Annotated in this window: 22 protein-coding genes; 9 read left to right on the top strand and 13 right to left on the bottom strand. The window is 71.8% G+C overall.

Translation table 11 applies throughout. From position 1 onward, the window contains the following. Nucleotides 1-98 precede the first annotated feature (98 nt). Nucleotides 99-542, top strand: coding sequence for a VOC family protein (locus tag ABZ809_RS21130; RefSeq protein ID WP_357564267.1), 444 nt, complete (start codon nt 99-101; stop codon nt 540-542). A gap of 91 nt (nt 543-633) precedes the next feature. On the opposite strand, the gene ABZ809_RS21125 is transcribed toward ABZ809_RS21130, so the two are convergent. Further along, on the bottom strand, nt 634-1,989 hold the full coding sequence (locus tag ABZ809_RS21125; RefSeq protein WP_357564266.1) for a glycosyl hydrolase family 18 protein: 1,356 nt from the start codon (nt 1,987-1,989) through the stop codon (nt 634-636). A gap of 173 nt (nt 1,990-2,162) precedes the next feature. Here ABZ809_RS21125 and ABZ809_RS21120 point away from each other — a divergent pair, with 173 nt between their 5' ends. Continuing rightward, the gene (locus tag ABZ809_RS21120) at nt 2,163-2,531 is read left to right on the top strand and encodes a hypothetical protein (RefSeq protein ID WP_357564265.1); all 369 of its coding nucleotides are present in this window, start codon (nt 2,163-2,165) and stop codon (nt 2,529-2,531) included. A gap of 49 nt (nt 2,532-2,580) precedes the next feature. On the opposite strand, the gene ABZ809_RS21115 is transcribed toward ABZ809_RS21120, so the two are convergent. From ABZ809_RS21115 to ABZ809_RS21105, 3 genes are all read right to left on the bottom strand, one after another. Next, entirely contained in the window at nt 2,581-4,449 is a 1,869-nt protein-coding gene (locus ABZ809_RS21115) for an adenylyl cyclase (RefSeq protein WP_357564286.1), read from the bottom strand. A 377-nt stretch (nt 4,450-4,826) separates the two neighbouring features. Next, complete coding sequence (locus ABZ809_RS21110) at nt 4,827-5,756, bottom strand: superoxide dismutase (RefSeq protein WP_357564264.1); 930 nt, start codon at nt 5,754-5,756, stop codon at nt 4,827-4,829. Between the two features lie 144 nt (nt 5,757-5,900). Beyond that, nucleotides 5,901-6,188: a DUF1905 domain-containing protein gene (locus ABZ809_RS21105; RefSeq protein WP_357564263.1), complete on the bottom strand. Its 288-nt coding sequence runs from the start codon at nt 6,186-6,188 to the stop codon at nt 5,901-5,903. A 63-nt stretch (nt 6,189-6,251) separates the two neighbouring features. Here ABZ809_RS21105 and ABZ809_RS21100 point away from each other — a divergent pair, with 63 nt between their 5' ends. The 6 genes from ABZ809_RS21100 (at nt 6,252) to ABZ809_RS21075 (ending at nt 12,085) form a co-directional block, all read left to right on the top strand. Next, entirely contained in the window at nt 6,252-7,103 is an 852-nt protein-coding gene (locus ABZ809_RS21100) for an ATP-grasp domain-containing protein (RefSeq protein ID WP_357564262.1), read from the top strand. 310 nt (nt 7,104-7,413) lie between these two features. After that, nucleotides 7,414-8,823 (top strand): endo-1,4-beta-xylanase, encoded by a 1,410-nt coding sequence (locus ABZ809_RS21095; RefSeq protein ID WP_357564261.1) that lies wholly within the window; start codon nt 7,414-7,416, stop codon nt 8,821-8,823. A gap of 153 nt (nt 8,824-8,976) precedes the next feature. After that, on the top strand, nt 8,977-9,780 hold the full coding sequence (locus ABZ809_RS21090) for a TIGR02452 family protein (RefSeq protein ID WP_357564260.1): 804 nt from the start codon (nt 8,977-8,979) through the stop codon (nt 9,778-9,780). Continuing rightward, nucleotides 9,777-10,727, top strand: coding sequence for a hypothetical protein (locus tag ABZ809_RS21085; protein WP_357564259.1), 951 nt, complete (start codon nt 9,777-9,779; stop codon nt 10,725-10,727). Before ABZ809_RS21090 ends, ABZ809_RS21085 begins: the two co-directional genes overlap by 4 nt. 44 nt (nt 10,728-10,771) lie before the next feature. Beyond that, complete coding sequence (locus ABZ809_RS21080) at nt 10,772-11,371, top strand: hypothetical protein (protein WP_357564258.1); 600 nt, start codon at nt 10,772-10,774, stop codon at nt 11,369-11,371. A gap of 69 nt (nt 11,372-11,440) precedes the next feature. Next, on the top strand, nt 11,441-12,085 hold the full coding sequence (locus ABZ809_RS21075) for a hypothetical protein (RefSeq protein WP_357564257.1): 645 nt from the start codon (nt 11,441-11,443) through the stop codon (nt 12,083-12,085). 54 nt (nt 12,086-12,139) lie between these two features. Here the strand turns inward: ABZ809_RS21075 and ABZ809_RS21070 are convergent, their stop codons facing one another. Together ABZ809_RS21070 and ABZ809_RS21065 are read right to left on the bottom strand one after the other, a co-directional pair. After that, nucleotides 12,140-12,610 (bottom strand): SRPBCC family protein, encoded by a 471-nt coding sequence (locus tag ABZ809_RS21070; protein ID WP_357564256.1) that lies wholly within the window; start codon nt 12,608-12,610, stop codon nt 12,140-12,142. A gap of 102 nt (nt 12,611-12,712) precedes the next feature. Beyond that, nucleotides 12,713-13,345, bottom strand: a complete 633-nt coding sequence (locus tag ABZ809_RS21065) for a nucleoside monophosphate kinase (protein WP_357564255.1) — start codon at nt 13,343-13,345, stop codon at nt 12,713-12,715. Between the two features lie 176 nt (nt 13,346-13,521). Here ABZ809_RS21065 and ABZ809_RS21060 point away from each other — a divergent pair, with 176 nt between their 5' ends. After that, nucleotides 13,522-14,202 (top strand): hypothetical protein, encoded by a 681-nt coding sequence (locus ABZ809_RS21060; protein ID WP_357564254.1) that lies wholly within the window; start codon nt 13,522-13,524, stop codon nt 14,200-14,202. 58 nt (nt 14,203-14,260) lie between these two features. Here the strand turns inward: ABZ809_RS21060 and ABZ809_RS21055 are convergent, their stop codons facing one another. The 7 genes from ABZ809_RS21055 to ABZ809_RS21025 form a co-directional block, all read right to left on the bottom strand. Continuing rightward, on the bottom strand, nt 14,261-15,157 hold the full coding sequence (locus ABZ809_RS21055) for a bifunctional helix-turn-helix transcriptional regulator/GNAT family N-acetyltransferase (protein ID WP_357564253.1): 897 nt from the start codon (nt 15,155-15,157) through the stop codon (nt 14,261-14,263). A 132-nt stretch (nt 15,158-15,289) separates the two neighbouring features. Beyond that, nucleotides 15,290-16,657: an endo-1,4-beta-xylanase gene (locus ABZ809_RS21050; protein WP_357564252.1), complete on the bottom strand. Its 1,368-nt coding sequence runs from the start codon at nt 16,655-16,657 to the stop codon at nt 15,290-15,292. Between the two features lie 440 nt (nt 16,658-17,097). Beyond that, nucleotides 17,098-18,348 (bottom strand): MFS transporter, encoded by a 1,251-nt coding sequence (locus ABZ809_RS21045; RefSeq protein WP_357564251.1) that lies wholly within the window; start codon nt 18,346-18,348, stop codon nt 17,098-17,100. 39 nt (nt 18,349-18,387) lie between these two features. Then, nucleotides 18,388-19,149: a respiratory nitrate reductase subunit gamma gene (gene narI / locus ABZ809_RS21040; protein ID WP_357564250.1), complete on the bottom strand. Its 762-nt coding sequence runs from the start codon at nt 19,147-19,149 to the stop codon at nt 18,388-18,390. Beyond that, a complete protein-coding gene (gene narJ, locus ABZ809_RS21035) occupies nt 19,146-19,772 on the bottom strand; it encodes a nitrate reductase molybdenum cofactor assembly chaperone (protein ID WP_357564249.1) in 627 nt (208 codons plus the stop codon). The genes narI and narJ overlap by 4 nt, the downstream gene beginning before the upstream one ends. Continuing rightward, on the bottom strand, nt 19,769-21,463 hold the full coding sequence (narH, locus tag ABZ809_RS21030) for a nitrate reductase subunit beta (RefSeq protein WP_357564248.1): 1,695 nt from the start codon (nt 21,461-21,463) through the stop codon (nt 19,769-19,771). Before narH ends, narJ begins: the two co-directional genes overlap by 4 nt. Beyond that, on the bottom strand, nt 21,463-25,146 hold the full coding sequence (locus ABZ809_RS21025; RefSeq protein WP_357564247.1) for a nitrate reductase subunit alpha: 3,684 nt from the start codon (nt 25,144-25,146) through the stop codon (nt 21,463-21,465). Before ABZ809_RS21025 ends, narH begins: the two co-directional genes overlap by 1 nt. Nucleotides 25,147-25,348 lie beyond the last annotated feature (202 nt).

Genomic DNA, 25,348 nt, shown 5'->3' with positions numbered 1-25,348 from the left:
TCAAGGCTTTCCGGCGCGACCGGAGGGACAGGTCGGGCCCCGGGTGTGCCGACGCCGCCAGCGGGTACGCCGTGGCGGTCCGACCGGGGGAGGCGTGGATGGCCAGCGAGGCGCCGGACTACTTTCAGCCCGAGGGCGGGCTCGTGCTCACGCACCTGCTGATCGTGCGGGACGTCGACCGGTCGCGGGAGTTCTACCGGAGCGTGCTGGGCGCGACCGTGGTGCGGGAGCGCCGGCCCGCGATCCTGCGGTTCCACAACAGCTACATCGTGATCAACGACGAGGGCGGCCCGACCGACGACAAGCCGACCGTGCAAGCGCAGGCCCCGCCGGATCCGGACGCGCTCAGCGGGGCGATGAACATCCGCGTCACCGACGTCCACGAGGTCTACGAGCGGTGGCGGTCACGGGGCGCCCGGTTCCTGACCGAGCCGAAGGACCATGGCGTCGAGATCCGCTGCTACCTCCGGGATCCGGACGGCTATCTGATCGAACTCGGTCAGGCCACCGGCATCCTCGCCGAGATGGGCCGCCCCCGTTGAGGGGCGCCGCCGGGCAGCGGATCGCCGGCCGCGCGGTCCACCCCGGGCGGGGAGTGGACCGCGCAGCCGGCACCGGTCGGTGCTTCGCGGCTCAGCGGCCCTGGAGGGCCTTGACGTTGTCGCCGAAGGTCCAGCCCTTCGACCCGTCCCAGTTCAGCGACCAGGTCATCAGCCCTTTCAGGCCGCCCTGGTAGGTGTTCCACGCCTGGGCCACCGTGGCGGGGGCCATGTGGCCGCCACCGGCACCGACCTGCGCCGGCAGCCCGGGGACCTGCTTGTCGTACGGGACGCGGATGGTGGTGCCCTGGATGACCAGCCCGGCGTTGAGGCAGTTCGTCTGGGCGGTGAAGCCCTGCACCGTGCCCGCCGGGTAGGAGTCGCCGGAGCAGCCGTACATGCTGCCGTTGTAGTACTGCATGTTCAGCCACCAGAGCCGGCCGTTGTCGACGTACCGTTTGATGATCGGCAGGTACGCGCCCCAGATGGACCCGTAGGTGACGCTGCCCCCGGTGACGTACGCGGTCTCGGGCGCCATGGTGAGGCCGAAGCCGGCGGGCATCTGGGCGAGCACCCCGTCGATGATGCGGATGAGGTTCGCCTGCGAGGCCGACAGCTGGGAGATGTTGCCGCTGCCGGTGAGCCCGGTCTCGATGTCGATGTCGATGCCGTCGAAGTTGTACCGCTTGAGGATCGGCACGATCGTCGCGACGAACCGGTCGGCGACGGCGGCCGAGCTGAGGTCGATCCCGGCGGTGGCGCCGCCGATGGACATCAGGATGGTCAGGCCGGCCGCCTTGGCGCGGCACATCTCGGCGGGGGTCGGAACCTTGACCGTGGCGTCCATGCCGTCCTCCCAGAGCACGGTGCCGTCGGCGCGGATCACCGGGAACGCCGCGTTGATCACGTTGTAGCCGTGGGCGGGGATCCGGGAGTCGGTGATCGGGATCCAGCCCAGCGGCGGGTGGACGCCGTTGGCGGCGCCGTCCCAGTTCTCCCAGTAGCCCTGGAGCACCTTGCCGGCCGGCTTCGGCCTGCCCGCGCAGGTGTCCGGGCCGGGCGGCGGGGTGGGTGTCACGGTGGGCGGCGGTGTCGCCGTCGGGGTGGGGGACGGTGTCGAGGTGCGGGTCGGGGTGGGGGTGGGCGACGGGCCGCCGTCACAGGCACCGAGGTCGGTCCAGAGCGACGGCGCCGCCGCGGGGTTCCAGCCGGCACCCGGTGGGGGTGTGTGGGTCACGAGCGCCTGGTAGGACCGCCCCGCGTAGGTGACCCGGCTGCCGGCGGGGTAGGTGGTGCCCTCGGCCCAGGCCGGCGCGGTGCAGGCCGCGAGGGCGGTGTCCGGTGCGCGGGTCGTCGCGGCGGCGAGGCCGTCCAGGGCGGGCGCCGCCGCCAGGGTGGCGGCCAGCGCCACGGTCGCCAGCAGCGCGGGCATCGTACGTCGAGATCTCATGAAATTCCTCCTCGTCGATGGACGGGAGGTTATCAGTTAACTTTGTTAAACGTAAATGGACGGCGGGACGCCCCGTAAAACTTTTCGCCTGCATTGAGGATTGTCGTGGAACTTACCTCCACGGCGGGCTACCCTCCGGTCACACCTACCGTCCACCGTGGAGGAGATCGAACATGCGCAAGCTGATGGCAGCGGTCGGGGCCGGGGCCATGCTGACCGTGGGGATGATCGCCGGTGCCGGCCCGGCGCAGGCGGCGAGCTGCACGCTGGTGCAGTCCGAGATCTACAACGGGGCCAACATCATCGCCTGGTCGCAGGGCCTCCAGGGCTGTGCCGGCGACGTCTACTGGGAGATCCAGTCGGGCGTCCCGGGCGACGACGGGAGCTGGCAGGTCGCGCAGAGCGGCACCACGCACTACGACAACCAGGTGCAGAGCTACTACGGCGACGTCGAGCTGCCGTGCTACCTGCGGGTCTACGCGCAGTTCGGCACCCAGGAGAAGCTGACCCGGCCCGTGCACAACAACAACTGCGCAGGCTGACACCCGGGCCGGGCGGGGCGGTGCGCCCCGCCCGGCCCGAGCGGGCCCGTCACGGAAGCGGGTACCGCGGGACGTAGACCGGCGCGCCGACCCGCGTCGTGTCGGCCGCCTCGCCCACGCCGTTGACCACGTGGTCGATCGTGCCGGCGCTGAGGTTCACGGTCATCACGTGGTGCAGCCTGACACCCGGGGTGACCGGGACCTCGAAGCCGTTCTCGGTGCGGATCGACGGGTTGTTCTGGTTGAAGACGTAGACGCCGCCGCCGTGCAGGGTGTGGTGCCGTACCCGGTCGCCGACCTTGTAGCCGGCCCAGCCCGGCATCTCGCCGTTCATCCAGTCGGCCTGCGTGGGCGGGTCGTACGGCAGCTCGTTCTGGTAGAGGATCGTCCTGCCGTGCTCGCCGTTCCAGACGGTGTTGTACCGCTGGAAGTGCTCCACGAACAGGCCGGTGGCGGTCACGTGGTCGCCGTTGACGACCACGCCGTAGCGGCCGGTGTTGGTGCGCCAGCGGTCGGTGTCGCCGTTGACGCCCTCGGTGAAGCCCTCGACGCCGTGGTCCCCGCGCCACACCCAGGTGTGGTCGACGAGCACGTGGTCGGCGTTGACCTCCAGCGCGGTGTCCGTCCTGCCGATGTGCGGCCCGCCGACGCGGAAGTACACGTCGGAGAGCGTGATCGGGTTGTGCGGGATGCTGGCGTTGCGGCCGTGCTCGCGTCCCACCCGCAACAGCACGGGCGACTCGGTCAGGCCGGCGTCGATGGTCACGCCGGCGACGACGACGCCGGGCACGCCGGCCACGTCCAGCGGTACGGCGCCGTTCACGGCGGTGAGCGTGGCGTGACCGATGCCGAGCACCACGGTGTCGGGCCGTCGGACCTCGATGCTGCGGGCCACGTCGTACATGCCGGGGGTGAGCAGCAGGTGCTTGCCGCGGGCGAGCTGGCTGTTGATGACGTGCACCGGGTCGGACGGCTTGGCGATGAAGAAGTCGCGGATTCCGATGGTCCGGCCCGGCGTCATGCCCGTACCCCAGGAGATGCCCCGGGTGTCGCGGCGCGCGGCGGGCACGCGCACCTGGTAGCGCCCCCGGTCGTCGACGAACAGGTACGGCTTCTCCCGGCTCAGCGGCGTGGTGTCCAGCGTGGTGTACGGCGGCTCGGGGAAGCCGGCGTCGTCGGGGGCGCCCACGGTGCCCGCGAAGACCTGGTTCCACACGGCGTTCGACCAGCTCGCGACCTCGCTGTTGCGGGTCAGCCACTGCTGCTGGGAGCCGTTGGTGGTGGCGGGCAGCCGTGAGTCGGCGATGAAGCCGCCGCTGGCGTACTGCGGGCCGGCGGTGCAGTAGTCCATCAGCGACAGCCCGCCGCCGCTGATGTCCAGGCGGCGCATCGACACCGCCTGGGAGACCGCCCAGAAGTTCGCCGTCGACCGGCAGCCGTCCTGGCCGGTGGCGTTGATGCGCAGCGACAGGTTGGACAGGGTGCGCCAGAAGTTGACCAGGGCGATGCAGTTGCCGGTCCCGCCGCCTTCAAGGCAGCGGTTGTAGGCCTCGATCTTGCCGTTGACGGTCACGTCCGTGGGGGAGGCCCCCAGGCCGGACACCTCGGTGTAGTAGCCGACCTTGGCGTGCAGCGGCTGCGCGGCGGTGCCGTAGCTGCCGGGCTTGAAGAGGTACGCGTGCCGCGCCGTACCCATCTCGGCGTCGACCTGCCGGGCGTGCGCCGCGTCGAGGGTGGCCTGGATCTCGCCGACGGGCGTGCCGGGGTCGAAGATCGTCACGTTCGGCCCGAAGTCCGGGACGCCGTGCCGCGCCGGCCCGGCGGAGGCGGCGGCGCCGGTCGTGCCGACGGCGGCCGTCAGCACGAGGCCGAGCCCGAGCGCCCGGCGCAGCCGCCGTCGCCCGGTGCGGGAGTGCATGCTCATGCGGTTCGTCCTCTCCGCCGGCCGGAAGGCGTTCCGGGCGCGGCGACGCGGTGGGAAGTCGGACCAGCCACCCTGCCTCGCGGGCGTCATCCGGCGAGAGAGCGCTCTCTCGCGCATCCGGACTTGTATCACGCCGTGAAGGAAGGGTTGGCATGTTTCTACCCGCAAAACGCCCCGGACGCGACCCTCTCCGCCGCACCGATCTTGCACTTTCCGCCCTAGCCCCGCCCTGCCCCGCGCCGATCTTGCACTCTCCGCCCCCGCAAAAGCGGCATTCCTCACATCTTGCGGGCGCAAACTGCAAGATCGGCGCGGGGGCGGGGCGGGGCGCGGGGCGCGGGGGCGGGGGCGGAGCGGTGCCGGAGGGGCCGTCAGTTCGGGCGGACCGCGACCACCGTGTACGGCGTGGTCGGGGTCGGCGGCGTGGTGAAGCGCGCGTTGGGCAGGTAGAGCCGACCGAGGGCCTTCGCGACCGTGGTGGGCACGTCGAAGTTCGGGTCGGTGACCGTCCCGGTGAGCGTGCCGGCGGTGCCGGCCCGGTTCAGCTCGACCACGGCGATCTGGTTGAGCCGGTTCTGCACCACGTACAGCGTGCGGCCGTCGAGCAGCAGCCCGTCGCCGTTGGTGAACGTGTGCCCGGGCACGTCGACGGCGGTGGTGACGCCGGTGGCCGGGTCGACACGGAAGAGCAGCCCGGTGTTGGACTGCACGACGATCAGCGCCCGCCGGTCGGGCGTACGCACGATGCCGTTGAGGTTGACGCCCGTGCCGGACTGCTGGAACGCGCCGGTCAGCGGAATCGTGGTGAAGCCCCCGGCCGGCGGCAGCGCCCCGTCGCGGCCGAGCGGCAGGCGGTACAGCGCCGGCCTGTTCGAGTCGGTGAAGTACGCCGCCCGCTCGGTGAGGACGACGTCGTTGACGAAGGTCGGCGCGCTGGCGAACTGGTAGCGGGCCAGGACCTCGCCCGTGCGCGTGTCGACGACCCGGGCGTCGCCGGCCGTGCCGCCGGAGACGAAGAGCCGGCCACGCCGGTCGACCTTGAGACCGAGCGACGGGGTGCCCGTGGCGGGGCTGAGTACCGCGCCCTCGCCGCCGATCAGGTCCGCGCGGTAGATGGCGCCGGTGGCGCGCGAGCCGAAGTAGGCGTACCGGCCGGCGGTGGCGATGCCCTCCGGCTGGAACCCGTCGGGCAGGGAGAACGTTGCGGGCGGCCGGTGCGCCTGGGCCGGCGCCGGGGCGGCCGTGGTCACGAGGGTGGCGCTCAGGGCGACGGTGAGGGCGGTCCGGAGTCGACGGTTCACTGTGCTCCTTCCGTGGCTGGCAGACCGGCTCGCCGGCGGAGTCGTCGGTGCCGCGGTCGCCCGCCGGAGGTCGGAACCTGCCAGGATCAGTGGTGCCGGAATCTGCCAATGTACGCACCGGCCCGGGCACCCGCTCGGCGCGCGTCAGGCGTCGACGACCAGCCGGACCGCCACGGTGTCGCCGACCGAGAGCCCTTCCGCCCTGCGTACGGCAGCCTTCACCGGCACGACGTACCGCCCGTCCCTGGGGAACAACGACGTGCTCCAGTCGGTCGCTCCGATCCGGGCCGTGACCGGGATCATGCCCCAGCCGTAGCTCACCGCAGCGGAGCGCGCGGCCAGTTCGTGGCAGCCCTCGTCGGGGACGGTGACGAAGTGCCAGGGGGCCGGGCCCCGCCAGAACCACAGCTCACCGCTGAACTCCAGGTGCATCGGCCCAGGATAGGAGCAGGGCCGGGCTCGCGTCGTACCGGCTGATGGGGCAACATCTGCCGGGTGCTGCTGATCGTTCCCGCGGACCCGCTGCGGCCGCGTCGCCCGGATGAGCACTTCGCGCCCGAGGCCCACGCGGCACGGGACGCCGGCGTCGAGGTCGCCGTCGTCGACCACGACGCGCTGGCCCGGGGCGACGACGTGGCGCGGGCGGTCTCGCGGGTGTCGGCCGAGGGCGTCGCGGTCTACCGCGGCTGGATGCTGCGCAGCGAGCGGTACGCCGCGTTCGCCGCCGCGCTGGCCCGCCGGGGCGTCGTCCTGCGGACGACAGGTGAGCAGTACCGGCGTGGCCACGAACTGCCCGGCTGGTATCCCGACCTGGCCGAGCTGACGCCGCGCTCGGCGTGGACGGTCGGGACGGGCCGTGGTGACTTCGACCGGGCGAGGGACGCGCTCGGTGGCGGGGCGGCGGTGCTGCGCGACTTCTCCAAGTCGATGAAGCACCACTGGCACGAGGCGGCGTACATCCCGGACCTCGACGACGGCGACGCCGCCTGGCGGGTGGCGAGTCGCTTCCTCGACCTGCGGGGGGACGACCTCGTCGGCGGCCTCGTCCTGCGTACCTTCGAGCGGTTCGCCACCGCCGAGGTCCGCACGTGGTGGGTCGACGGCGTCTGTGTGCTGAGCGGCGCCCACCCGGACAGCCCGCACGACACCCCGCCCGAGGCTTTCGACCCGCGTACGGTCGGCGCGTCGGTGGCGGCGCTGGGGCTGCCCTTCGTGACCGTGGACCTGGCGTTGCGCGCCGACGGTGTCTGGCGGATCGTCGAGCTCGGCGACGGGCAGGTCAGCGACCGGCCGTCCACCGTGGCACCCGCCGCGTTCGTCGGCGCCCTGTTCGGTCCGGCGACCTGACCGCCGTCAGGAAGGGCGCCTTCAGGCCGAAACTTTCGGTTCCGCTACTGCCTCGTCGGGGGCCTGCTGGCAGCCAGATGTCTCCTTGGCGAAGGGGTGGCATCGATTCGCAGTGCGATATCTGCCGGAAATCATCCGTTGAGCTTCCGGACATGTTCCGATACGGTCGCCATGGAAGTGCTTCGATCAACCCATGGTGCTGTGCCGACGAACGCGTGGTCTCCGGGCGACCACTGCGCCGGCCCGTGCCGTGGCGGGCGGTTGTCGAGGCGGCCTTCCTCATCCATTCGATTCATCGAAAGGCTCTGTCATGGACAACATGCTCGCCCGTGCCAGTGGGCGCCCGGTGCCCCGCAGGCGGTCGCGCGTCGCGCTGGCGTCCGGCATGGTCGGTCTCGCCGTCGCCGCCACGGTGGCGGTGGCGTCCGGCGCCAACGCCGGGACGACCCTCGCAACAGCCGCCGCCGAGAAGGGGCGGTACTTCGGCGCGGCGGTGGCGGCCCACAAGCTCTCCGACAGCACGTACGCCGGGATCCTGAACCGCGAGTTCAACTCGGTGACGCCCGAGAACGAGATGAAGATCGACGCCACTGAACCGCAGCAGGGGCAGTTCACCTTCGGCAACGCCGACCGGATCGTCGAGCACGCGCGCAGTCGGGGCATGAGCGTGCGGGGCCACACCCTGGCCTGGCACTCCCAGCAGCCCGGCTGGATGCAGAACATGAGCGGCAGCGCGCTGCGCCAGGCCATGCTCAACCACGTCACCCAGGTGGCCACCTACTACCGAGGCAAGATCCACTCCTGGGACGTGGTGAACGAGGCGTTCGCCGACGGCGGCACCGGCGCCCGGCGTGACTCCAACCTCCAACGCACCGGCAACGACTGGATCGAGGCAGCGTTCCGGGCCGCGCGGGCCGCCGACCCCACCGCGAAGCTCTGCTACAACGACTACAACACCGACGGGCAGAACGCCAAGAGCAACGCGGTGTACGCCATGGTCCAGGACTTCAAGGCCCGCGGCGTGCCGATCGACTGCGTCGGTTTCCAGTCGCACTTCAACAGCGCCTCACCGGTGCCGAGCGACTACCAGGCCAACCTGCAACGCTTCGCCAACCTCGGCGTGGACGTGCAGATCACCGAGCTGGACATCGAGGGCTCGGGGCAGACGCAGGCCGACAACTACGGCCGGGTGGTGCGCGCCTGCCTCGCCGTGTCCCGCTGCACCGGGATCACCGTGTGGGGCATCCGGGACACGGACTCCTGGCGGGCCAGCGGCACGCCGCTGCTCTTCGACGGCAGCGGCAACAAGAAGTCGGCGTACACCGCCACCCTCGACGCCCTGAACGGCGGCAGCACCCCGCCGCCCACCACGCCGCCGCCGACCACCCCGCCGCCCACGACCCCGCCGCCCACCACGCCGCCGCCGTCCGGCGGCTGCTCGGCGGCCGTGTCGCTGAACTCGTGGAACGGCGGCTTCGTCGCCACGGTTCGGGTGACCGCCGGGTCCGCGCCGATCGACGGTTGGGCGGTCGCCCTCACCCTGCCGGGCGGCGCGACGATCACCAACACGTGGAGCGCGCGCGCCACGGGCACCACCGGCGCGGTGACGTTCCGCAACGTCGACTACAACGGCCGGCTGGCCGCCGGCGTCACCACCGAGTTCGGCTTCCAGGGCACCGGAACCGGCCCGACCGGCACCCCCACCTGCACCGTGAGCTGATCCGCCCACGGCCCGGCGCGGGACACCACTCCCGCGCCGGGCCCGCGGCGTCGTGGGCCGTTCGGGTGCACGCCCAGGTGCCGGCCCGTACTGCGGCGACCGCACGGCAATACCGGTCGCGGGCCGCCGGTCCGACCGGCGATGATGCCGGTCGTGAGCAGTCGACTGCGGGCGCTGGCCCAGGACACGGTGGCCATCGCCGAGCGCGGCACCTACCGTACGGCTGACGGCGAGGTGGCCATCGGCGCGCAGGTCGCGCGGGCGGTGGCCGGAACCCGGCTGTACCTGCCCGAGGACGCCGTGCCGGTGCCCTCGCCGGTCGACGCCGCACCCGACATCGAGGTGACCAACGAGTCGACACTGGCGGCGACCCGCCGGCTCGGCGGTGACCTCGCCTGTCTGGTCTTCGCCTCGGCGCGCAATCCCGGCGGCGGCTTCCTCAACGGCGCCCAGGCCCAGGAGGAGAGCGTCGCCCGCAGCTCGGCGCTGTACCCCTGCCTGCGCGTCGCCAGCGACTTCTACGCCCACCACCGCAGCCAGCCCGAGCTGGTCTACAGCGACCGGGTGATCTACTCGCCGGCGGTGCCGGTGTTCCGCGACGACAAGGGGGTCCTGCTGCCGGCGGCGTACCCGGTGTCGTTCCTGACCGCCGCCGCGCCCAACCGTGCGGCGATCGCGCACAGCCAACCCCGGCACCTGCCCGACCTGCCGGCGGTGCTGGCCCGCCGGGCGGCGCGGGTCCTCCGGATCGCGGCCAGCCACGGCCACCGCCGGATGGTGCTCGGCGCCTGGGGCTGCGGGGTGTTCGGCAACGATCCCGCCGTCGTCGCCGCCGCGTTCGCCACCGCACTGCGCCAGAGCCCGTGGTTCGAGAGGGTGGTGTTCGCCGTTCTGGACCGCCAGCCCGCCGCGCCGACCCATGCCGCGTTCGCCGCCACCCTGGGCCCGACGCCGTGACGCGCGCACCGTTGCCCGCTTCGGTGGGCGGCCGCTGGACGGGCCTGCTCAGCCAGGTGAACGGGCCGAGGCGTCCCGGGCTGCGCGTGGAGGTGACGGGCGGGCGGCGACTCCTCCTGCGCCAGGCCGACCAGGTCGTGCTGTTCGGCGTGCAGCGACTCACGCACCGGGGAGTGCACTACGCCCGCACCGGGCGGTACCGCTCCCCGTTGCCGCCGGTCGGCGCCGGCCACGCCCGAAGGGTGCGGGAGACAAGCGTCGACGAGGATGCGTGGGCGGCACGCTGGACGCACCGGTTCGCCGACCTTCTGCATGCTGCCGACGACGGCCCGCTGCATGCCGGGCGCTGGACCCTGGCCTGGGGCATGCCCAGTTGGAGCGTCGCCGCGCACTGGCGGCGCCTCGGCACAGCCGATCGGGACCGGGGCCACATCACGTGGTTCGGCTACGGCGACCCGGACGAGGACCAGCGCGACATCCTGCCGCTGCGTCGGCTGTCACCGGACACCGCCGCGCGGGTGCGGTCCTACCGCCGTCAGGTCCGCGAAGGCATCATGCCGCCGGTGCTGCTGTGGTGGGTCAGCGGGCTGAACACGTTGCTCGTGCTCGACGGGCACGACAGGATCGCCGCGGCGTTGGCCGAGCGGACCCTCCCGCAGGTGGTTGTCCTCGCCCCCGCCGGGGATCCCACGTGGGCCGCGCAGGTCGACGGGCACCACGTCCGCGAGTACGAGGAGCGCCTGCGGCATCTGCGCATCGCCGCCGACCGCGGTGACGGGCTGGCACAGGCGCGCATCGCCAACGTCAACCGCCAGTTCGCCGGTCGGCTGGACGAGGTGGCGCGAAGTGAGGGGCGCACCCGTGCCTGGCCGCTACCCGGCGGAAGGTCGGCCTGGGAGCAGTTGGCAGCGCAACTGATGCCTGACTGGACCGTACGGCCGGCGTGATCCTCGCGCCCGGACTGGACCGCGAATCCCGGTACTCTGATTCGATGGTGGTCGCTTCGCCGCATGGTTCCCCCGGACCCTTCGCGGCGCTGGACTCGGTCGACTGGGCGAAGTTTCGACCGCGCAATCCCAAAGACGCCGAACGCGACGCGGGTGAGATCCCTACTCTGATCCGTGGCCTGGCCGCGGCGGAAGGCCAGGCGGCACGTGAGTGGGGCGAAAGGCTGAGGGGCACCCTGATCCACGGCCATTCCGGTCTGTACCTCCGCACCGCCGAACCGGCCGCCCCGTTCCTGATCGAGTTGTGCCGCTCTCGACGGCCAGAGGTGGCTGCCGAGGCGCTCAGCCTCCTGCTGAGCTGTGTCGGCGAGGACGGGCCGTTCCACCCCGAGCCCCTGCGCCCCGGGGACACGCGGGTGTCCGAGTTCGTCGGACGGACCCGAGCCGTCGTCCACAGCGGCCGGGCGGCCTACTACCCCTGGCTTGGCTCAGCACACTCCGGTGCCCGGGTCGGTGCGTTGGAACTCCTGGGCGTCATCGAGCCAACCGCGCCGGAGTTCCAGCGCGAGCTCGCGCGGCTGGAAGCATCCGACGAGAACCACCGGATTCAGCGAGCGATTCGGGAGATCCGACGCGACCTCTAGGAACGCTGCTGCGGAGTCTCGCGATCCAACGAGCGAGGTGGCCTTGCCGGCGGACTGCACCATGGGCGAGTGAAGCGACGCGAGCAGCTATACCGGAACACCGCCAAGGTGAGGCGCTACGGCCTCTACGGTGGATTGTTCGGAGTGCTCGGCTGGGGAGCTGCGCAGGCGGTGAAGGCCAATCCAGACCACCTCTATTACCACAAGGTGCTGCTCATTGAATGTTTCAGCGTACTTATGGTCCTCGTTTCTTCAATCGTGCTTGTCGACCTTGTCTGGCCCTTCCTCGTCGAGGTCGACGACGAGGGGTTGACTCTTCGCTTGCGTGGGTTCACGACACGCTTGCCCTGGGAATCGGTCGAGTTGCTGGCGGTGGTGAAGGTCGGGGATGCGTGGGACGCCCCGAACATCGACGTCCGCCTGGTTCCCGGCGTCAGACTCAGGGGACGGCTGGCCAGCAAGCGAGACGGGCGGCGTACGTACACCCTGATTTCTCTCGACAACCTCACGGCTCGTCCGGAAGAGGTCATCGCACTGCTGCGGCGGTACGGCAGGGGCCGGGTCGACGCTCAGGAGTACCTCGAGGCTCGGGCCGCCCGGCGGGCGGTCGGGCGATACCTGCGCGGCGAGGAAATCCAAGCCGACCCGTATCTGGCCGAGTATCTGGCCGAGCAACGGCGGATCGAGGCCGAGGCGGCAGCCGGCGCAGGCTGACTCCTTCCTGCGTCGGCCAGGGTGACCGCCAGCAGTGCGACAGACCTCGGCACGCTATCCGCGGTCAGCTTCGACGTACGACGCCAGGTTGGCCAGCGAGGAGGCGAGCCCGGCCTCGTGGTCCGCCTGGTCGATGCCCGGTGGCACGTCCGTGGCGGTGACGGTCACCTCGGTCCCCGCACCGGCGGCGGCGAGCTGCCAGGTCATCGTCATGGTGCCCACGTACGAAGGGTCGTCAGCCTCGAACACGGCCCGCTGCACCACGCGCTCCGGTGGCACCAGGGCGGCGAACTCCACGTCGACGACGTCCGTCGCGTCTGACGTCTTGCCGGGACTGTCGGTGGAGTCGAGGTAGGTGAGGACCATCCGGAACCCGCCGCCGGGCCGAGGGTCCCACCGCTCGACCCGCCCGCGCATGCCGTCCGGCGGCAGCCACGCCTCAAGCGACTCCCGGTCCAGCAGGGCGCCGTAGACGGTCGCCGGTGGTGCCGCGATCACCTGGCTGGCGCGGTCTGTCCTTCCCATGGCCCGATTCTAGGGCCGTGCCCATTCCCGTCCACCGACCCGCCGAAGGTTGCGGGCCACCCGGCGATCCTCCGCACGGCCGCACTCCGCAGGAGTATCAGATCAGGACGTCGCCTGCCTGACGATCTCTGACGGCGCGAGGGTCGCGTCGACGGACACCAGCTTGCCCAGCGAGCGGTAGTGGTGGAGGACGGGTGCTACGGCAGGCCGGTAGGACTCCAGCCCCGCGGTCACGCGTTCGGGGCTGTCGTCGTAGCGCTGGAACAAGTCGCCTCCGCAGCGGTCGCAGGTACCAGGGCGGGCCGGCGCCGCGAACTCGACGTGCCAGATCCGACCGCAGACGCGGCACGTGCGGCGACCGGTCAGCCGGCGCAGGACCTCGGCGTCGGGCAGGACGAGTTCGATCACGCGATCGACAGGTGTGCCGAGGTCGGACAGCGTGGCATCGAGTGCCTCCGCGGTGAGGACCTGGTTGGGAGTGTTCCCCAGGACGAAGCCGGTGGCGGTGTCGGGCTGCCCGAGGCGGTTGCGGATCATCGACAGGATCACCTGCACCGGCACGAGGTCACCCGAGTTCATGTAGTGCTGAGCCTGAACCGCAGCCGGTGTAACGGCCCGAACCTCCGACTGGAAGACGTCGGACATGCTGATGCGGGGAACGTCGAGTCGCAGGGCGATGGCGTCGGCGATGGCCTCCCGGTCCGAGCCGGGCGGCCCGACAACAAGCAGGCGCATCGGTGCAGGTTACCGACGTACTGACGAAGGTGACGACGGCAGTGCCTGGCAGCCACCGTCCATACGGGACCCTCTCGGGACGGGTTCGAGCCGATCCATGTGACACTCTGTGTGTGACGTACCCTCCGCCGCCGAACATGCCCGGCCAGCCGGGTCCGATCCCACCGGATCCCGACATGACGCCCTCGTCATCACCGCCGATGATGCCGCCGCCACCGCCGGCACCGCCGAAGCGCAACACGCCTCTCATCATCGGTGTGGTCGCCGGGGTGCTGGCGCTGTGTCTGCTGGGAGTCTGCGGAGCCGTGGTCGGCGGCGTGGCCTTCTTCAACAGGGGCGGCTCGCCGGAGCGCCCCGTGGGCTTCCCCTCGCCCCGGCCCGTGGAGACGGACGACCCCTCTCCAAGCGTGGAGCCGACGTACACGTTCCCCACGGCCGCCCCCACGACCGAGGCGCCGCCGCCCCCGCCGCCGGCGAAGATCGGCCAGTGCATCGCCGTGAGCACGACGGGCCAGTTCCAGGGCATCGGCAACTGCAACGGCACCCGTGGCACCTACCGGGTGGTCTCGATCGACCGTTCCCAGGGCGACTGCGCCGACCCTGACTCCGCGTACATCACCGAAGACGGCTACCGGATGTGCCTGGAGCGCCACCTGGTCCGTTTCCGCTGCTACAAGTTCCCGACGGGCCGTGGCTGGATCGTCGGCGCGCCGAAGTGCAAGGCGAAGGGCACCGTCCACATCATCGACATCGTCCCCGGCGCCTCCAACGGGAACCGTTGCACGCGGGACTACAAGTGGAACCGCTGGTACCGGTTCACGGATCCGACGGTCGTCTACTGCGTCATGAAGTACTAGGCGTCCGGGCCTGAGCGTCGTCGACGGCGTGGCGGTTCGGGGGCGAGGCTCCCGTCCGTCACGCCGTCAGTCGCTTCTCGAACCAGTGGTGCGCGTAGGGCTCGGCGTTGTACGCCTCGATCTGCCGGTAGCCCGCCGAGTGGTACATCGCGATCGCCTCGGTGAGGTTGCGGTTGGTGTCCAGCCGGACGGCGGTCCAGCCCCGTTCGGCGGCGTACCGTTCCAACTCGTTCAGCATCCGCCGCCCGATCCCGAGGCCGCGTACGGTGTCCGACACCCAGACCCGCTTGATCTCGGCGGGTGCGTCGCGGTGGAGCTTGACCGCGCCGCAGCCGACCGGTTCGGCGTTGAGGGTCGCGAGCAGGAACACTCCGGCAGGGGGAACGAGTTCGTCGTCGTGCACCGGGTTGCTCCGGGCGGGGTCGAACCCCTCGTCGAACCGTCGCGCGACCTCGCGGGCGTAGGCGCGCACGCAGGCGCGGGCCCGTGGATCGCCCGGCGGGCACGGCCCGATGACCACCATCGACGCGACGAGGAGCCGTTCGACCTCGGCCATCGCCGTGACGAGCCGCTCGCGGTGCGGCCCGGTCAGGGGCGCGAGGATCGACCGGGCGAGCCCGTCGGAGCGCTCGTCGAGTTCGGCCCACTCCGCGCGGCCGGCGTCGGTGAGCGTCGCGACCCGCACCCGCCCGTCGCCGGCGACCTGATCGGACGGGCCGACGGTGACGAGTCCGTCGCCCTCCAGGGCGCGCAGGAGCCGGCTGAGGTGCCCCGAGTCCAGCCCGAGGCGGGCCCGCAGCGCCGCGACCTCGGCGCCGCCGGGGCCGATCTCCCAGAGCAGGCGGGCCTGCGCGAGCGGGCGGGCGCGGGCCATGTACTCGTCGTCGAGCGCCCCCACCCGTTGGGTGACCGTCCGGCTGAAGCGTCGTACGGCGGCGATTAGTTCTGTCTCCACGATGCCTGACTTTAGTCAGGTATCTAGCGCCTGCGCCAGCGCTGCCGGGCGGGGCTCCGCCCGGACGGGCGGTCCGCCGGTGACCCCGGGGCGGCGGCAGTCGCCGCCCCGGGGTCGCGCGGGTGGCCGTCGTCAGGACGCGGTGCAGGAGCGCACCTGCGGTCGGGTCCAGTTGCCGTTGGCCATCGTGGTGAACCCGAAGACGTTGCCGCTGCCGTTCGACCTCATGGTCATGACGTTGCCGCTACTGTCCCAGCTCGGGGTGCCGTTCCAGGTGGCGGAGACCTTCTGCGGGGGAGTCACCGCGACGACCACCGTCCAGTTGCTGGCGCCGCTGACCGTCACCTCGCTGTTGAACCGGTCGCCCCACCGCGTGCCGTCGTGCAGGGTGGCGGTGCAGCCGCCGCCCGGCGGTGGCGTCGTCGGACCGGTCGTCGGCGAGCCGGTGGTCGGCGGGGGCGTCGCGCCGCCGTTGAGGGCGGCGAGGACCGCGTCGTACGCGGGCTTCTTGTTACCGCCGTTGTCGAACAGCAGCGGGGTGTCCGAGGCCCGCCACGAGTCGCTGTCCCGGATGCCCCAGACGGTGATCCCGGTGCACCGGGCGACGGCGAGGCAGTCGTTGACCACGTTGCGGTACGTGGTGGCCGAGGCTCCGGCGATGTCCAGCTCGGTGATCTGGACGTCGACGCCGAGGGCCGCGAAGCTCGACAGCGTCGTGCGGTAGTTGCCCGGGTAGGGCGAGCCGCTGTTGAAGTGCGACTGCAGGCCCACGCAGTCGATCGGCACGCCCCGCTGCTTGAAGTCGCGGACCATGGCGTACACGGCCTGGGTCTTGGCGTGGCTCCAGTCGTCGGTGTTGTAGTCGTTGTAGCAGAGCTTGGCGCCGGGGTCGGCGGCCCGGGCGGCCCGGAACGCTGCCTCGATCCAGTCGTTGCCGGTGCGCTGGAGGTTGGAGTCGCGCCGGGCCCCGCTGCCGCCGTCGGCGAACGCCTCGTTCACCACGTCCCACGCCACGACCTGGCCCCGGAAGTGGGTGGCCACCTGGGTGACGTGGTTGAGCATGGCCTGGCGCAGCGCGCTGCCGCTCATGTTCTGCATCCAGCCGGGCTGCTGGGAGTGCCAGGCCAGGGTGTGTCCCCGCACGCTCATGCCCCGACTGCGCGCGTGGCTGACGATCCGGTCGGCGTTGCCGAAGGTGAACTGCCCCTGCTGCGGTTCGGTGGCGTCGATCTTCATCTCGTTCTCGGGTGTCACGGAGTTGAACTCGCGGTTCAGGATCGTGACGTAGGCGCTGTCGCTGAGCTTGTTGGCGGCCACGGCGGTGCCGAAGTAGCGTCCCTTCTCGGCGGCGGACGCGCCCAGCGTGGTCCCGGCGCTCGCCGCGCCGGGCAGGACCGTGGCGCCGGTGGCGGCGAGCAGTCCCGCGGCCGCGACGGCGAGAACGGCGCGGGTGCGGGTGTGTGATCTCGGCCGGGCGGCCGGGTGACACCTCTCGATCATCCTTGCTCCTTCCGGGGGCCGGTCCGCGCCCTCGGGGCGCGGACCGGTGGGTGGTGGGGTGTGCCGGATCGGGGCCGCTCGGCTGGCTGCGCCGGAGGGAGCTTGCGCCTCACGACCATCGAGCCTGGTGGATGGAGAGTATGGCAGCGGCCATCGTAGGCGAGCAACAATTTCCGGAAAACTAACGAGAGTCATCGAACGCTCTTGGAGGCCTGTGGTTGGTATACAGGCAGGTCCAGGTGATCGCCAAAGGATGTGCATTCCGCCGATGTGGAGATCGGCGTCGGGGAATGGCCGATTCCCGGTCGGATTTTCCGGGATGGTTCCGTAACATCGTCGTGCGTCGTCCGGTTGTCACCATGACAAAGACCGGCCCGGCCGTGGGCGGCCGGGCCGGGTTCCGTGGCGACGACGACCGGGGGGCGGCCGTTGTCCGGGAGTCAGGTGTCGCGCCGGGCCAGGCCGCCCATCTTCACCGCCGTGAACACCGCCGCGGCGAGCGCGACGTCCGAGAGCAGCATGAGGCCGATGGCGTACGAACCCTGCGCGCCGTACACCCAGCCCATCACCAGCGGCGGGACGAACCCGCCGAGCCCGCCGGCGGCACCGACCAGCCCGGTGACCGCGCCCACCTGGTCGGCGGGGGCGACCCTGCCGACCAGGGCGAACACGGCGCCGCTGGACGCGCCGAGCAGCACCGCCATGCCGAGCAGCGCGACGGTTGCCACGGGCATCAGGGCGGGCTCGAAGGCCTGCACCACCGCGAAGGCGGCCACCCCGCCGAAGCACCACACCAGCACCGGCACCGGGTGCAGCCGGTCGGACAGCCAGCCGCCCACCGGGCGGGCGAGGACGGCGAGGACCACGAACCCTGCGGTACGCAACGCGCCGTCCGCGGCGTCCAGGCCGTAGGCGGTGCCCAGGTAGGCGGGCAGGTACACGCTGAAGGCCACGAACCCGCCGAAGCCGACCGCGTACAGGAAACACAGCTGCCAGGTCACGGTCAGCCGGCCGACCGTCGCGAGGCGCCGCCAGGCCGACCCGGTTGGCCGGGCGCGGTCCGGCGCGTCGCGCAGCAGCAGGAACGACAGCACCGCGTAACCGGCGAGGATCGCGGCCACCAGCAGGAACGGCGCCCGGTCGCCGTAGGCGTCGGCGAGCCGGACGGTGGTGAAGTTCGCGATCGCGGTGCCGCCCATGCCGACGCCGAACACGCCGATCGCGAAGCCGCGCCGCGCGGCCGGGTACCAGCCGGAGACCAGCGGCACGCCGACGGCGAAGGCGGTGCCGCCGATGCCGAGGAAGAAGCCCGTCACGATCAGGGCCGGGTAGGAGGAGACCACGCTCAGGGTCAGCACCGGCACGATCGTGGCGAGCGTGACCAGCGGGAAGACCACCCGGGCGCCGTACCGGTCGGTGAGGGCGCCGACCGGGATGCGGCCCAGCGACCCGACCACCACCGGTACGGCCACCAGCAGCGACTGCGCGGCGAAGCTGAGGTCGAGGCGTTCCTTGATGCCCGGGCCGAGCGGGCCCAGCAGCGCCCAGCCCCAGAAGTTGACCAGGAACCCGAGGGTGGCCAGGACGAGTTGCGTCGTGGCGCCGGACCTGCCCGGCGTCGGCGCCCCCGGCGCGGCCGTGCCCGGGGCCGGGGCGGTGTCGGTCGGCTGTCCGTCACGGGCGGTGCTCATCGCTGCCCTCCGTCGAATCGTCCTGCTGGGTCGGAGCGTTCATCGGCCCGAGCGGCCGCGGCGCCCGCCCGGGGTGGGCAGCGTCGGCGGGCCCTCCCAGCCGGGGCGCCCCGGCCGCAGCCCGGGCCGGTCGTCCCGGCTCCGGTACCCCACGTACGGGCGGGTGGCGTAGCCCACCGGCGCGCTGAACGCGTGCACGAGCCGGGTGAACGGCCAGAACGCGAAGAGGGCGAACGCCGCCAGGATGTGGATCTGGAAGGCCACCGGCACGCCGGCCATGATCTCCGGATCCGGGCTGAGGTAGAACAGCGACCGGAACCACGGGGAGATCGTCTCGCGGTAGTTGTAGCCGGGCCCCGACACGTTCGCCCGCAGGGTGGACCACAGGCCGAGCACGATCACACCGGCGAGCACCACGTACATCGCCTTGTCGTTGCGGGTGGTGGCGGCGAAGACCGGGCCGGTGAGCCGCCGCCGGGCGATCAGGATGCCCAGCCCGATCAGGGTGCAGAAGCCGGCCACCGTGCCGATGAACACGGCCATCAGGTGGTACCCGTGCTCGGTGATGCCGACCGCCTCGGTCCACGACTCGGGGATCAGCAGGCCGCCGACGTGTCCGATCAGGACCATCAGCACCCCGAAGTGGAACAGCGGGCTGCCCCACCGCAGGATGGCGCTCTCGTAGAGCTGGGACGAGCGGGTGGTCCAGCCGAACTTGTCGTAGCGGTGGCGCCAGATCAGCCCACCGACCAGGATCACCAGGGACAGGTACGGGTACACGACCCACAGCAGCGTGTTCATCGGTACGTTCCTCCGACGGTGGTGTCGACGACTCCGAACGGCTCCAGGCCGACCTGCTCCACCGGGGGGCCGGTGCGGGCCAGCCGGGCGACCGCGGCCAGGTCCGCCGGCGCGGCGGGCGGCAGCATCTCCCGGACGGCGGCCACCGCCTGCCGGTAGACCGACCCGTCCCGGGCCAGCGCCTCCACCAGCAGGTCGAGGCCGATCCGGTTGTCCCGCAGCAGCCGCCACCCGCCGTCGTGCGCGGCGGCCAGGTCGAGCACTGCGGGCAGGAAGTCGGGCAGCTCGCCGTCGACCACCTCCAGGCCGGCGCCCTTGTACGCGGCGGTGAAGCCGACGAGCGCCTCGCCCCGCTTCCGGGTGTCCCCGCACGTGTAGTACGTCAGGTGCAGGCAGCAGCGGCGGCGGAAGTCGAACAGCTCCACGTACGCCGACCGGAGCCGGCCGGGCTCGGTGCCCTCGCGGTATGCGACCACCTCGCCCAGCGGCCCGGCGACCGCCGCCGGCAACCCGTCGAGGGCGGCGCGCAGCACGGGCAGCGCCGCCATGACCTCCCCGTCGGGGTAGCGCAGCAGCAGCGAGGCGGCCCGGGCCGCCACCGCCCGCCAGGTGGGCTCGTTCATCGTCCTTCCCCGTCCTGTCCAACGTCGTCGCGGCGGGGCGGGAAGAGCCCTCTCGGGGTGCCCTTGCCGTCCCAGTTGAGCAGGTTCACCCGGCGCGGCTCGTCGCCGGGATCGGTGAAGCCGTCGGCGGTCTGCCGGTCGCGCAGCATGTGGAACGTCTCCACCTGCACCGGCACCGGCGTGCCGGACGACTCCCCGAACGGCCCCTGGCCGTACGGGCCGCCGCCGCCCATGCCCGGGCCGCCCTCGTAGTCGAGGCTGCACTCGGTGGCGATCTTCTCCAGCCGGTGCGCGTCCTCGGCGTGCGCCGCCGGGATGACGTAACGCTGCTCGTACTTGGCGATGGCCAGCAGCCGGTACATCTCGTCCATCTGGTCGCCGGTCATGCCGACCGCGGCGGCGATCGACTCGTCGGGGGCCTGGCCGAGGTTGATCCGGCGCTGGTACGACCGCATCGCCGCGAGCCGGTTGAGCACGCCGCGCACCGGGGCGGGGTCGCCGGCGCTGAAGAGTTCGGCGAGGTATTCGACGGGAATGCGCAAGGCGTCGATCGCGCCGAAGAGGTTGCCGGCCTCCTCGCCGTCGTGGCCGGTGTCGCGCAGCACGTCCACCACCGGCGACAGCGGCGGGATGTACCAGACCATCGGCATGGTCCGGTACTCCGGGTGCAGCGGCAGCGCCACCTCGTACTTCATGATCAGGTCCCAGATCGGGGACCGCTGGGCGGCCTCGATCCAGTCGTCGGGGATGCCCGCCGCCCGGGCGGCCTCGACCACGGCCGGGTCGTGCGGGTCGAGGAAGACCGAGCGCTGGGCGGCGTACAGGTCGTCCTCGTCCCTGACGGCCGCGGCCTCGGCGACCCGGTCGACGTCGTAGAGCATCAGCCCCAGGTAACGCAGCCGGCCGACGCAGGTCTCGGAGCAGATGGTCGGCTGGCCGATCTCGATGCGCGGGAAGCAGAACGTGCACTTCTCGGCCTTGCCGGTGCGGTGGTTGAAGTAGACCTTCTTGTACGGGCAGCCGGTCACGCACATCCGCCACCCCCGGCAGCGGTCCTGGTCGACCAGCACGATGCCGTCCTCGGCCCGCTTGTAGATCGCCCCCGAGGGGCAGGACGCCGCGCAGGACGGGTTGAGGCAGTGCTCGCAGATGCGGGGCAGGAAGAACATGAAGGTCTTCTCGAACTCCTGCCGCACCTGGTCGGAGATCTTCGCCAGCACCGGGTCGCCGGCCGCGATCTCGTTGCCGCCGGCGAGCGAGTCGTCCCAGTTGGCGCTCCACGTGATCTTCGTGTCCTGGCCGGAGAGCAGGGACTTCGGCCGGGCGACGGGCGTGTCCTCGCCGGCCGGCGCGGTGAGCAGGTGCTCGTAGTCGTACGTCCACGGCTCGTAGTAGTCCTGCATGGACGGCAGCTTCGGGTTGGCGAAGATGCCGAACAGCCGCTTGACCCGGCCGCCGGAACGGGGCTTCAGCTTCCCCGAGCGGGTGCGGACCCAGCCGCCCTGCCACCGCCGCTGGTCCTCGTACGTGCGCGGATAGCCCTGGCCGGGCCGGGTCTCCACGTTGTTGAACCAGACGTACTCCACCCCGGACCGGTTGGTCCACGCCTGCTTGCAGGTCACCGAGCAGGTGTGGCAGCCGATGCACTTGTCGAGGTTCATCACCATCGCCATCTGGGCCATCACGCGCATCAGTACTGCACCTCCTGCGAGCGGCGGCGGACCACGGTGACCTCGTCGCGCTGGTTGCCGGTGGGGCCGAGGTAGTTGAACGCGAACGACAACTGGGCGTACCCGCCGATGAGGTGGGTGGGCTTGACCAGCAACCGGGTCAGCGAGTTGTGGATGCCGCCGCGCCGGCCGTTGACCTCGGCCTTCGGCACGTCGATCACCCGTTCCTGGGCGTGGTACATGTAGACCGTCCCCTCGGGCATCTTGTGGCTGACCACGGCCCGGCAGACCACCACGCCGTTGCGGTTGACCGCCTCGATCCACTCGTTGTCCCGTACGCCGATCTTCGCGGCGTCGGCCTCGCTCATCCACATCGTCGGCCCGCCCCGCGACAGCGTCAGCATCAGCAGGTTGTCCTGGTACTCGGAGTGGATCGACCACTTCGAGTGCGGCGTCAGGTACCGGACGGTGATCTCCAACTCCCCGTTTCGGCCCAGCCTCGGCTCGCCGAAGAGCCGGTGCATGTCCAGCGGTGGGCGGAAGATCGGCAGCGCCTCGCCCGCCTCGTGCATCCAGTCGTGGTCGAGGAAGAAGTGCTGCCGCCCGGTGAGCGTGTGCCAGGGCTTGAGCCGCTCGGTGTTGATGGTGAACGGCGAGTAGCGCCGGCCGCCGTGCTCGCTGCCCGACCACTCCGGGCTGGTGATGACCGGCACCGGGCGGGCCTGGGTGTCGGCGAAGGTGATCTGCTTGCCCTCGTGCTCGGCGGCCAGGTCCGCCAGGCGTACGCCGGTGCGCTTCTCCACGTCCCGGAAGCCGGCGGTGGCGACCCGGCCGTTGGTGGTGCCGGAGAGGGCGAGGATCGCCTCGCAGGCGTGCACGTCCGTCGCCAGCGACGGCCGCCCGTCGGCCGCGCCGCCGCGCACCTCGCCGTTCTTGCGGCGCAGGTACGCCACCTCCGGCCGGACGTCGACCGCCACCCCCTTGCCGGACGTGCCGAGGGTGTCCATCAGTGGGCCGAGCGCGGCCAGCTTGTCGGCGACCGCGCCGTAGTCGCGTTCGACCACCAGCAGCTTCGGCATGGTCCGGCCGGGCACCGGCGTCTCGCCCTCGGCCGCCCAGTCGCGCACCCGGCCGTGCGGGGTCGCCATCGCGTCCGGGGTGTCGTGCAGCAGCGGCGCCGCGACGAGATCCCGGCGTACGCCGAGGTGGGTCGACGCCAGCTTCGAGAACGCCCGGGCGATGCCGTGGAAGGCGTCGAAGTCGGTGCGGGTCTGCCACGGCGGGTTGATCGCCGGGGTGAACGCGTGCACGAAGGGGTGCATGTCGGTGCTGCTCAGGTCGTGCTTCTCGTACCAGGTGGCGGCCGGCAGCACGATGTCGGAGAAGAGCGTCGTGGAGGTCATCCGGAAGTCCAGCGACAGCAGCAGGTCGAGCTTGCCCTCCGGCGCCTCCCTGCGCCAGGTCACGTCCGCCGGCCGCAGCTCCGGCGGCGCCTCGTCGGCGCGCAGGTTGGCGTCGGTGCCGAGCAGGTGCCGCAGGAAGTACTCGTTGCCCTTCGCCGACGAGCCGAGCAGGTTGGCCCGCCACACTGTCAGCACCCGCGGCCAGTTCTGCGGTGCGTCCGGGTCGGTGCAGGCGAAGCGCACCCGTCCCGCGCCTAGCTGCTCGGCGACCCAGCCGGCCGGGTCGTCGGGGCGGGCGGCCAGCGCCTCGTCGGCCAGGGCGAGCGGGCTGCGGTCGAACGTCGGCATCGACGGCATCCAGCCCGAGCGCGCCGACTGGGCCAGCAGGTCCATCGTGTGCTTGCCGGCGAAGGCGCCCGTCCCGGTGGGGGAGGACACCACGTCGGCGGAGTACGTGTCGTAGCGCCACTGGTCGGTGTGCACGTACCAGAAGGCGGTGCCGATCATCTGCCGTGGCGGGCGGACCCAGTCCAGGCCGAACGCCAGCTGCGCCCAGCCGGTCGCCGGGCGGCACTTCTCCTGCCCGACGTAGTGCGCCCAGCCGCCGCCGTTGACGCCCTGGCAGCCGGTGAGGGTCACCAGCGCCAGGATCGCCCGGTAGGTGGCGTCGGAGTGGAACCAGTGGTTCGTGCCCGCGCCCAGCAGGATCATCGACCGGCCGCCGGAGCGTTCCGCGTTGTCGGCGAACTCCCGCGCCACCCGGGCCACCTGCGCCGCCGGCACGCCGGTGACCGGCTCCTGCCACGCCGGCGTGTACGGCGTCGCGGCGTCGTCGTAGCCCGCCGGCCACTGCCCGGGCAGCCCGTCGCGGGCCACCCCGTACTGGGCCAGCAGCAGGTCGAACACGCTGGTCACGATCGTCTCTTCGCTCGCAGCCGTGCGCCGAATCCTCCGGATCGGCACGCCACGGCGCAGCACCTGCGGGGTGTCGGTGTCGAAGCGGGGCAGTTCCACCTCGACCGCGTCGCCGGCGCCGAGGCAGGTCAACGCGGGCTCCACCGCGCCCAGGTCGAGGTTCCACTGCCCGTCCTGCTCGCCCCAGCGGTGCCCGAGGCTGCCGGGCGGCACGGCGGGGGCGTCGGCCACCGAGTCCCAGAGCACCGTCTTGAAGGCCGCCTCCTTCCCCGTCTCACCCAGGTCCTCGGCGGTGAGGAACTTGCCCGGCCGGTACGCGCCGTCGGCGCCCGCCTCCAGCGTCACCAGGTACGGCAGGTCGGTGAAGCGGCGCACGTAGTCGACGAAGCGCGGGGTGCGCCGGTCGACGAAGAACTCCTTGAGGACGACGTGCCCCATCGCCATCGCCAGCGCGCCGTCGGTGCCCGGCTGGGCGGGCATCCACTCGTCGGCGAACTTGACGTTGTCGGCGAAGTCGGGGCTGACCACCACGACCTTCTGGCCCCGGTAGCGCGCCTCGGCCATCCAGTGCGCGTCCGGGGTGCGGGTCACCGGGACGTTCGAGCCCCACATGACGAAGTAGGAGGCGTCCCACCAGTCGCCGGACTCGGGCACGTCGGTCTGGTCGCCGAACACCTGCGGGGAGGCCACCGGCAGGTCCGCGTACCAGTCGTAGAAGGAGAGCATCGACCCGCCGAGCAGCGACACGAAGCGCGCCCCGACGGCGTGCGACACCATCGACATCGCCGGGATCGGGGAGAAGCCGGCGACCCGGTCCGGGCCGTACTCGGCGATCGTGTGCACGTGGGCGGCGGCAATCATCTCCTGCGCCTCGTCCCAGCCGATCCGCACCAGGCCGCCCTTGCCGCGTGCCTTCTGGTAGCGGCGGCGGCGCTCCGGGTCGGCCTGGATGTCCGCCCAGGCGGCCACCGGGTCGCCGAGGCGGCCCTTGGCCTCCCGGTACATCTCGACGAGCACACCCCGGGCGTACGGGTACCGCACCCGGGTGGGGGAGTAGGTGTACCAGGAGAACGCGGCGCCCCGGGGGCAGCCGCGCGGCTCGTACTCCGGCCGGTCCGGCCCGACGCTCGGATAGTCGGTCTGCTGCTGCTCCCAGGTGATGATGCCGTCCTTGACGTACACCTTCCAGGAGCACGAGCCGGTGCAGTTGACCCCGTGCGTGGAGCGCACCACCTTGTCGTACGACCAGCGGTCCCGGTAGAAGGCGTCCGCCTCCCGGCCGCCGATCTGGTGCAGTGTCCGGCCGTCGGCGGACACCTCGGCCCTGCGCACCAGGCCGCCCACCGCAAGCAGCGCCCGCCCGGCTCCCTCGGTAGCTCGTGACATAAAGCCCATCCCTCCGGTAGATCACCGTGAGCCCCGCATTTGCGGCGAATGCGTCGTAGCGCAACCGGAGGCGGGGGCCCGGGGCCATCGTTGCCCGCCCGCAGCCCGGGCAACCGGGCCGAAGGTCCCGAGATCATCAGGCGTTCCGGCCGTGGGTCGGTGCCGGTTCCCTCCCGGCGGACCGGCCGGCGTCCCCGCCGCG

Origin of the sequence: Micromonospora sp. NPDC047074 (assembly GCF_040643815.1) — a bacterium.
GTDB lineage: Bacteria > Actinomycetota > Actinomycetes > Mycobacteriales > Micromonosporaceae > Micromonospora.
The sequence above is the reverse complement of the archived record's forward strand: the minus strand, read 5'-3'. Positions and strand labels throughout refer to the sequence as shown.

Bases quoted from the DNA above. Each gene is read 5' to 3' on its own strand.
- ABZ809_RS21125 (WP_357564266.1), bottom strand. From the start codon at position 1,989: ATGAGATCTCGACGTACGATGCCCGCGCTGCTGGCGACCGTGGCGCTG.
- ABZ809_RS21025 (WP_357564247.1), bottom strand. From the start codon at position 25,146: ATGTCACGAGCTACCGAGGGAGCCGGGCGGGCGCTGCTTGCGGTGGGC.
- ABZ809_RS21060 (WP_357564254.1), top strand. From the start codon at position 13,522: ATGACGCCCTCGTCATCACCGCCGATGATGCCGCCGCCACCGCCGGCA.
- ABZ809_RS21065 (WP_357564255.1), bottom strand. From the start codon at position 13,345: ATGCGCCTGCTTGTTGTCGGGCCGCCCGGCTCGGACCGGGAGGCCATC.
- ABZ809_RS21105 (WP_357564263.1), bottom strand. From the start codon at position 6,188: ATGCACCTGGAGTTCAGCGGTGAGCTGTGGTTCTGGCGGGGCCCGGCC.
- ABZ809_RS21115 (WP_357564286.1), bottom strand. From the start codon at position 4,449: ATGCACTCCCGCACCGGGCGACGGCGGCTGCGCCGGGCGCTCGGGCTC.
- ABZ809_RS21045 (WP_357564251.1), bottom strand. From the start codon at position 18,348: ATGAGCACCGCCCGTGACGGACAGCCGACCGACACCGCCCCGGCCCCG.
- ABZ809_RS21120 (WP_357564265.1), top strand. From the start codon at position 2,163: ATGCGCAAGCTGATGGCAGCGGTCGGGGCCGGGGCCATGCTGACCGTG.
- narI (WP_357564250.1), bottom strand. From the start codon at position 19,149: ATGAACACGCTGCTGTGGGTCGTGTACCCGTACCTGTCCCTGGTGATC.
- narJ (WP_357564249.1), bottom strand. From the start codon at position 19,772: ATGAACGAGCCCACCTGGCGGGCGGTGGCGGCCCGGGCCGCCTCGCTG.
- ABZ809_RS21050 (WP_357564252.1), bottom strand. From the start codon at position 16,657: ATGATCGAGAGGTGTCACCCGGCCGCCCGGCCGAGATCACACACCCGC.
- narH (WP_357564248.1), bottom strand. From the start codon at position 21,463: ATGCGCGTGATGGCCCAGATGGCGATGGTGATGAACCTCGACAAGTGC.
- ABZ809_RS21070 (WP_357564256.1), bottom strand. From the start codon at position 12,610: ATGGGAAGGACAGACCGCGCCAGCCAGGTGATCGCGGCACCACCGGCG.
- ABZ809_RS21130 (WP_357564267.1), top strand. From the start codon at position 99: ATGGCCAGCGAGGCGCCGGACTACTTTCAGCCCGAGGGCGGGCTCGTG.
- ABZ809_RS21095 (WP_357564261.1), top strand. From the start codon at position 7,414: ATGGACAACATGCTCGCCCGTGCCAGTGGGCGCCCGGTGCCCCGCAGG.
- ABZ809_RS21080 (WP_357564258.1), top strand. From the start codon at position 10,772: ATGGTGGTCGCTTCGCCGCATGGTTCCCCCGGACCCTTCGCGGCGCTG.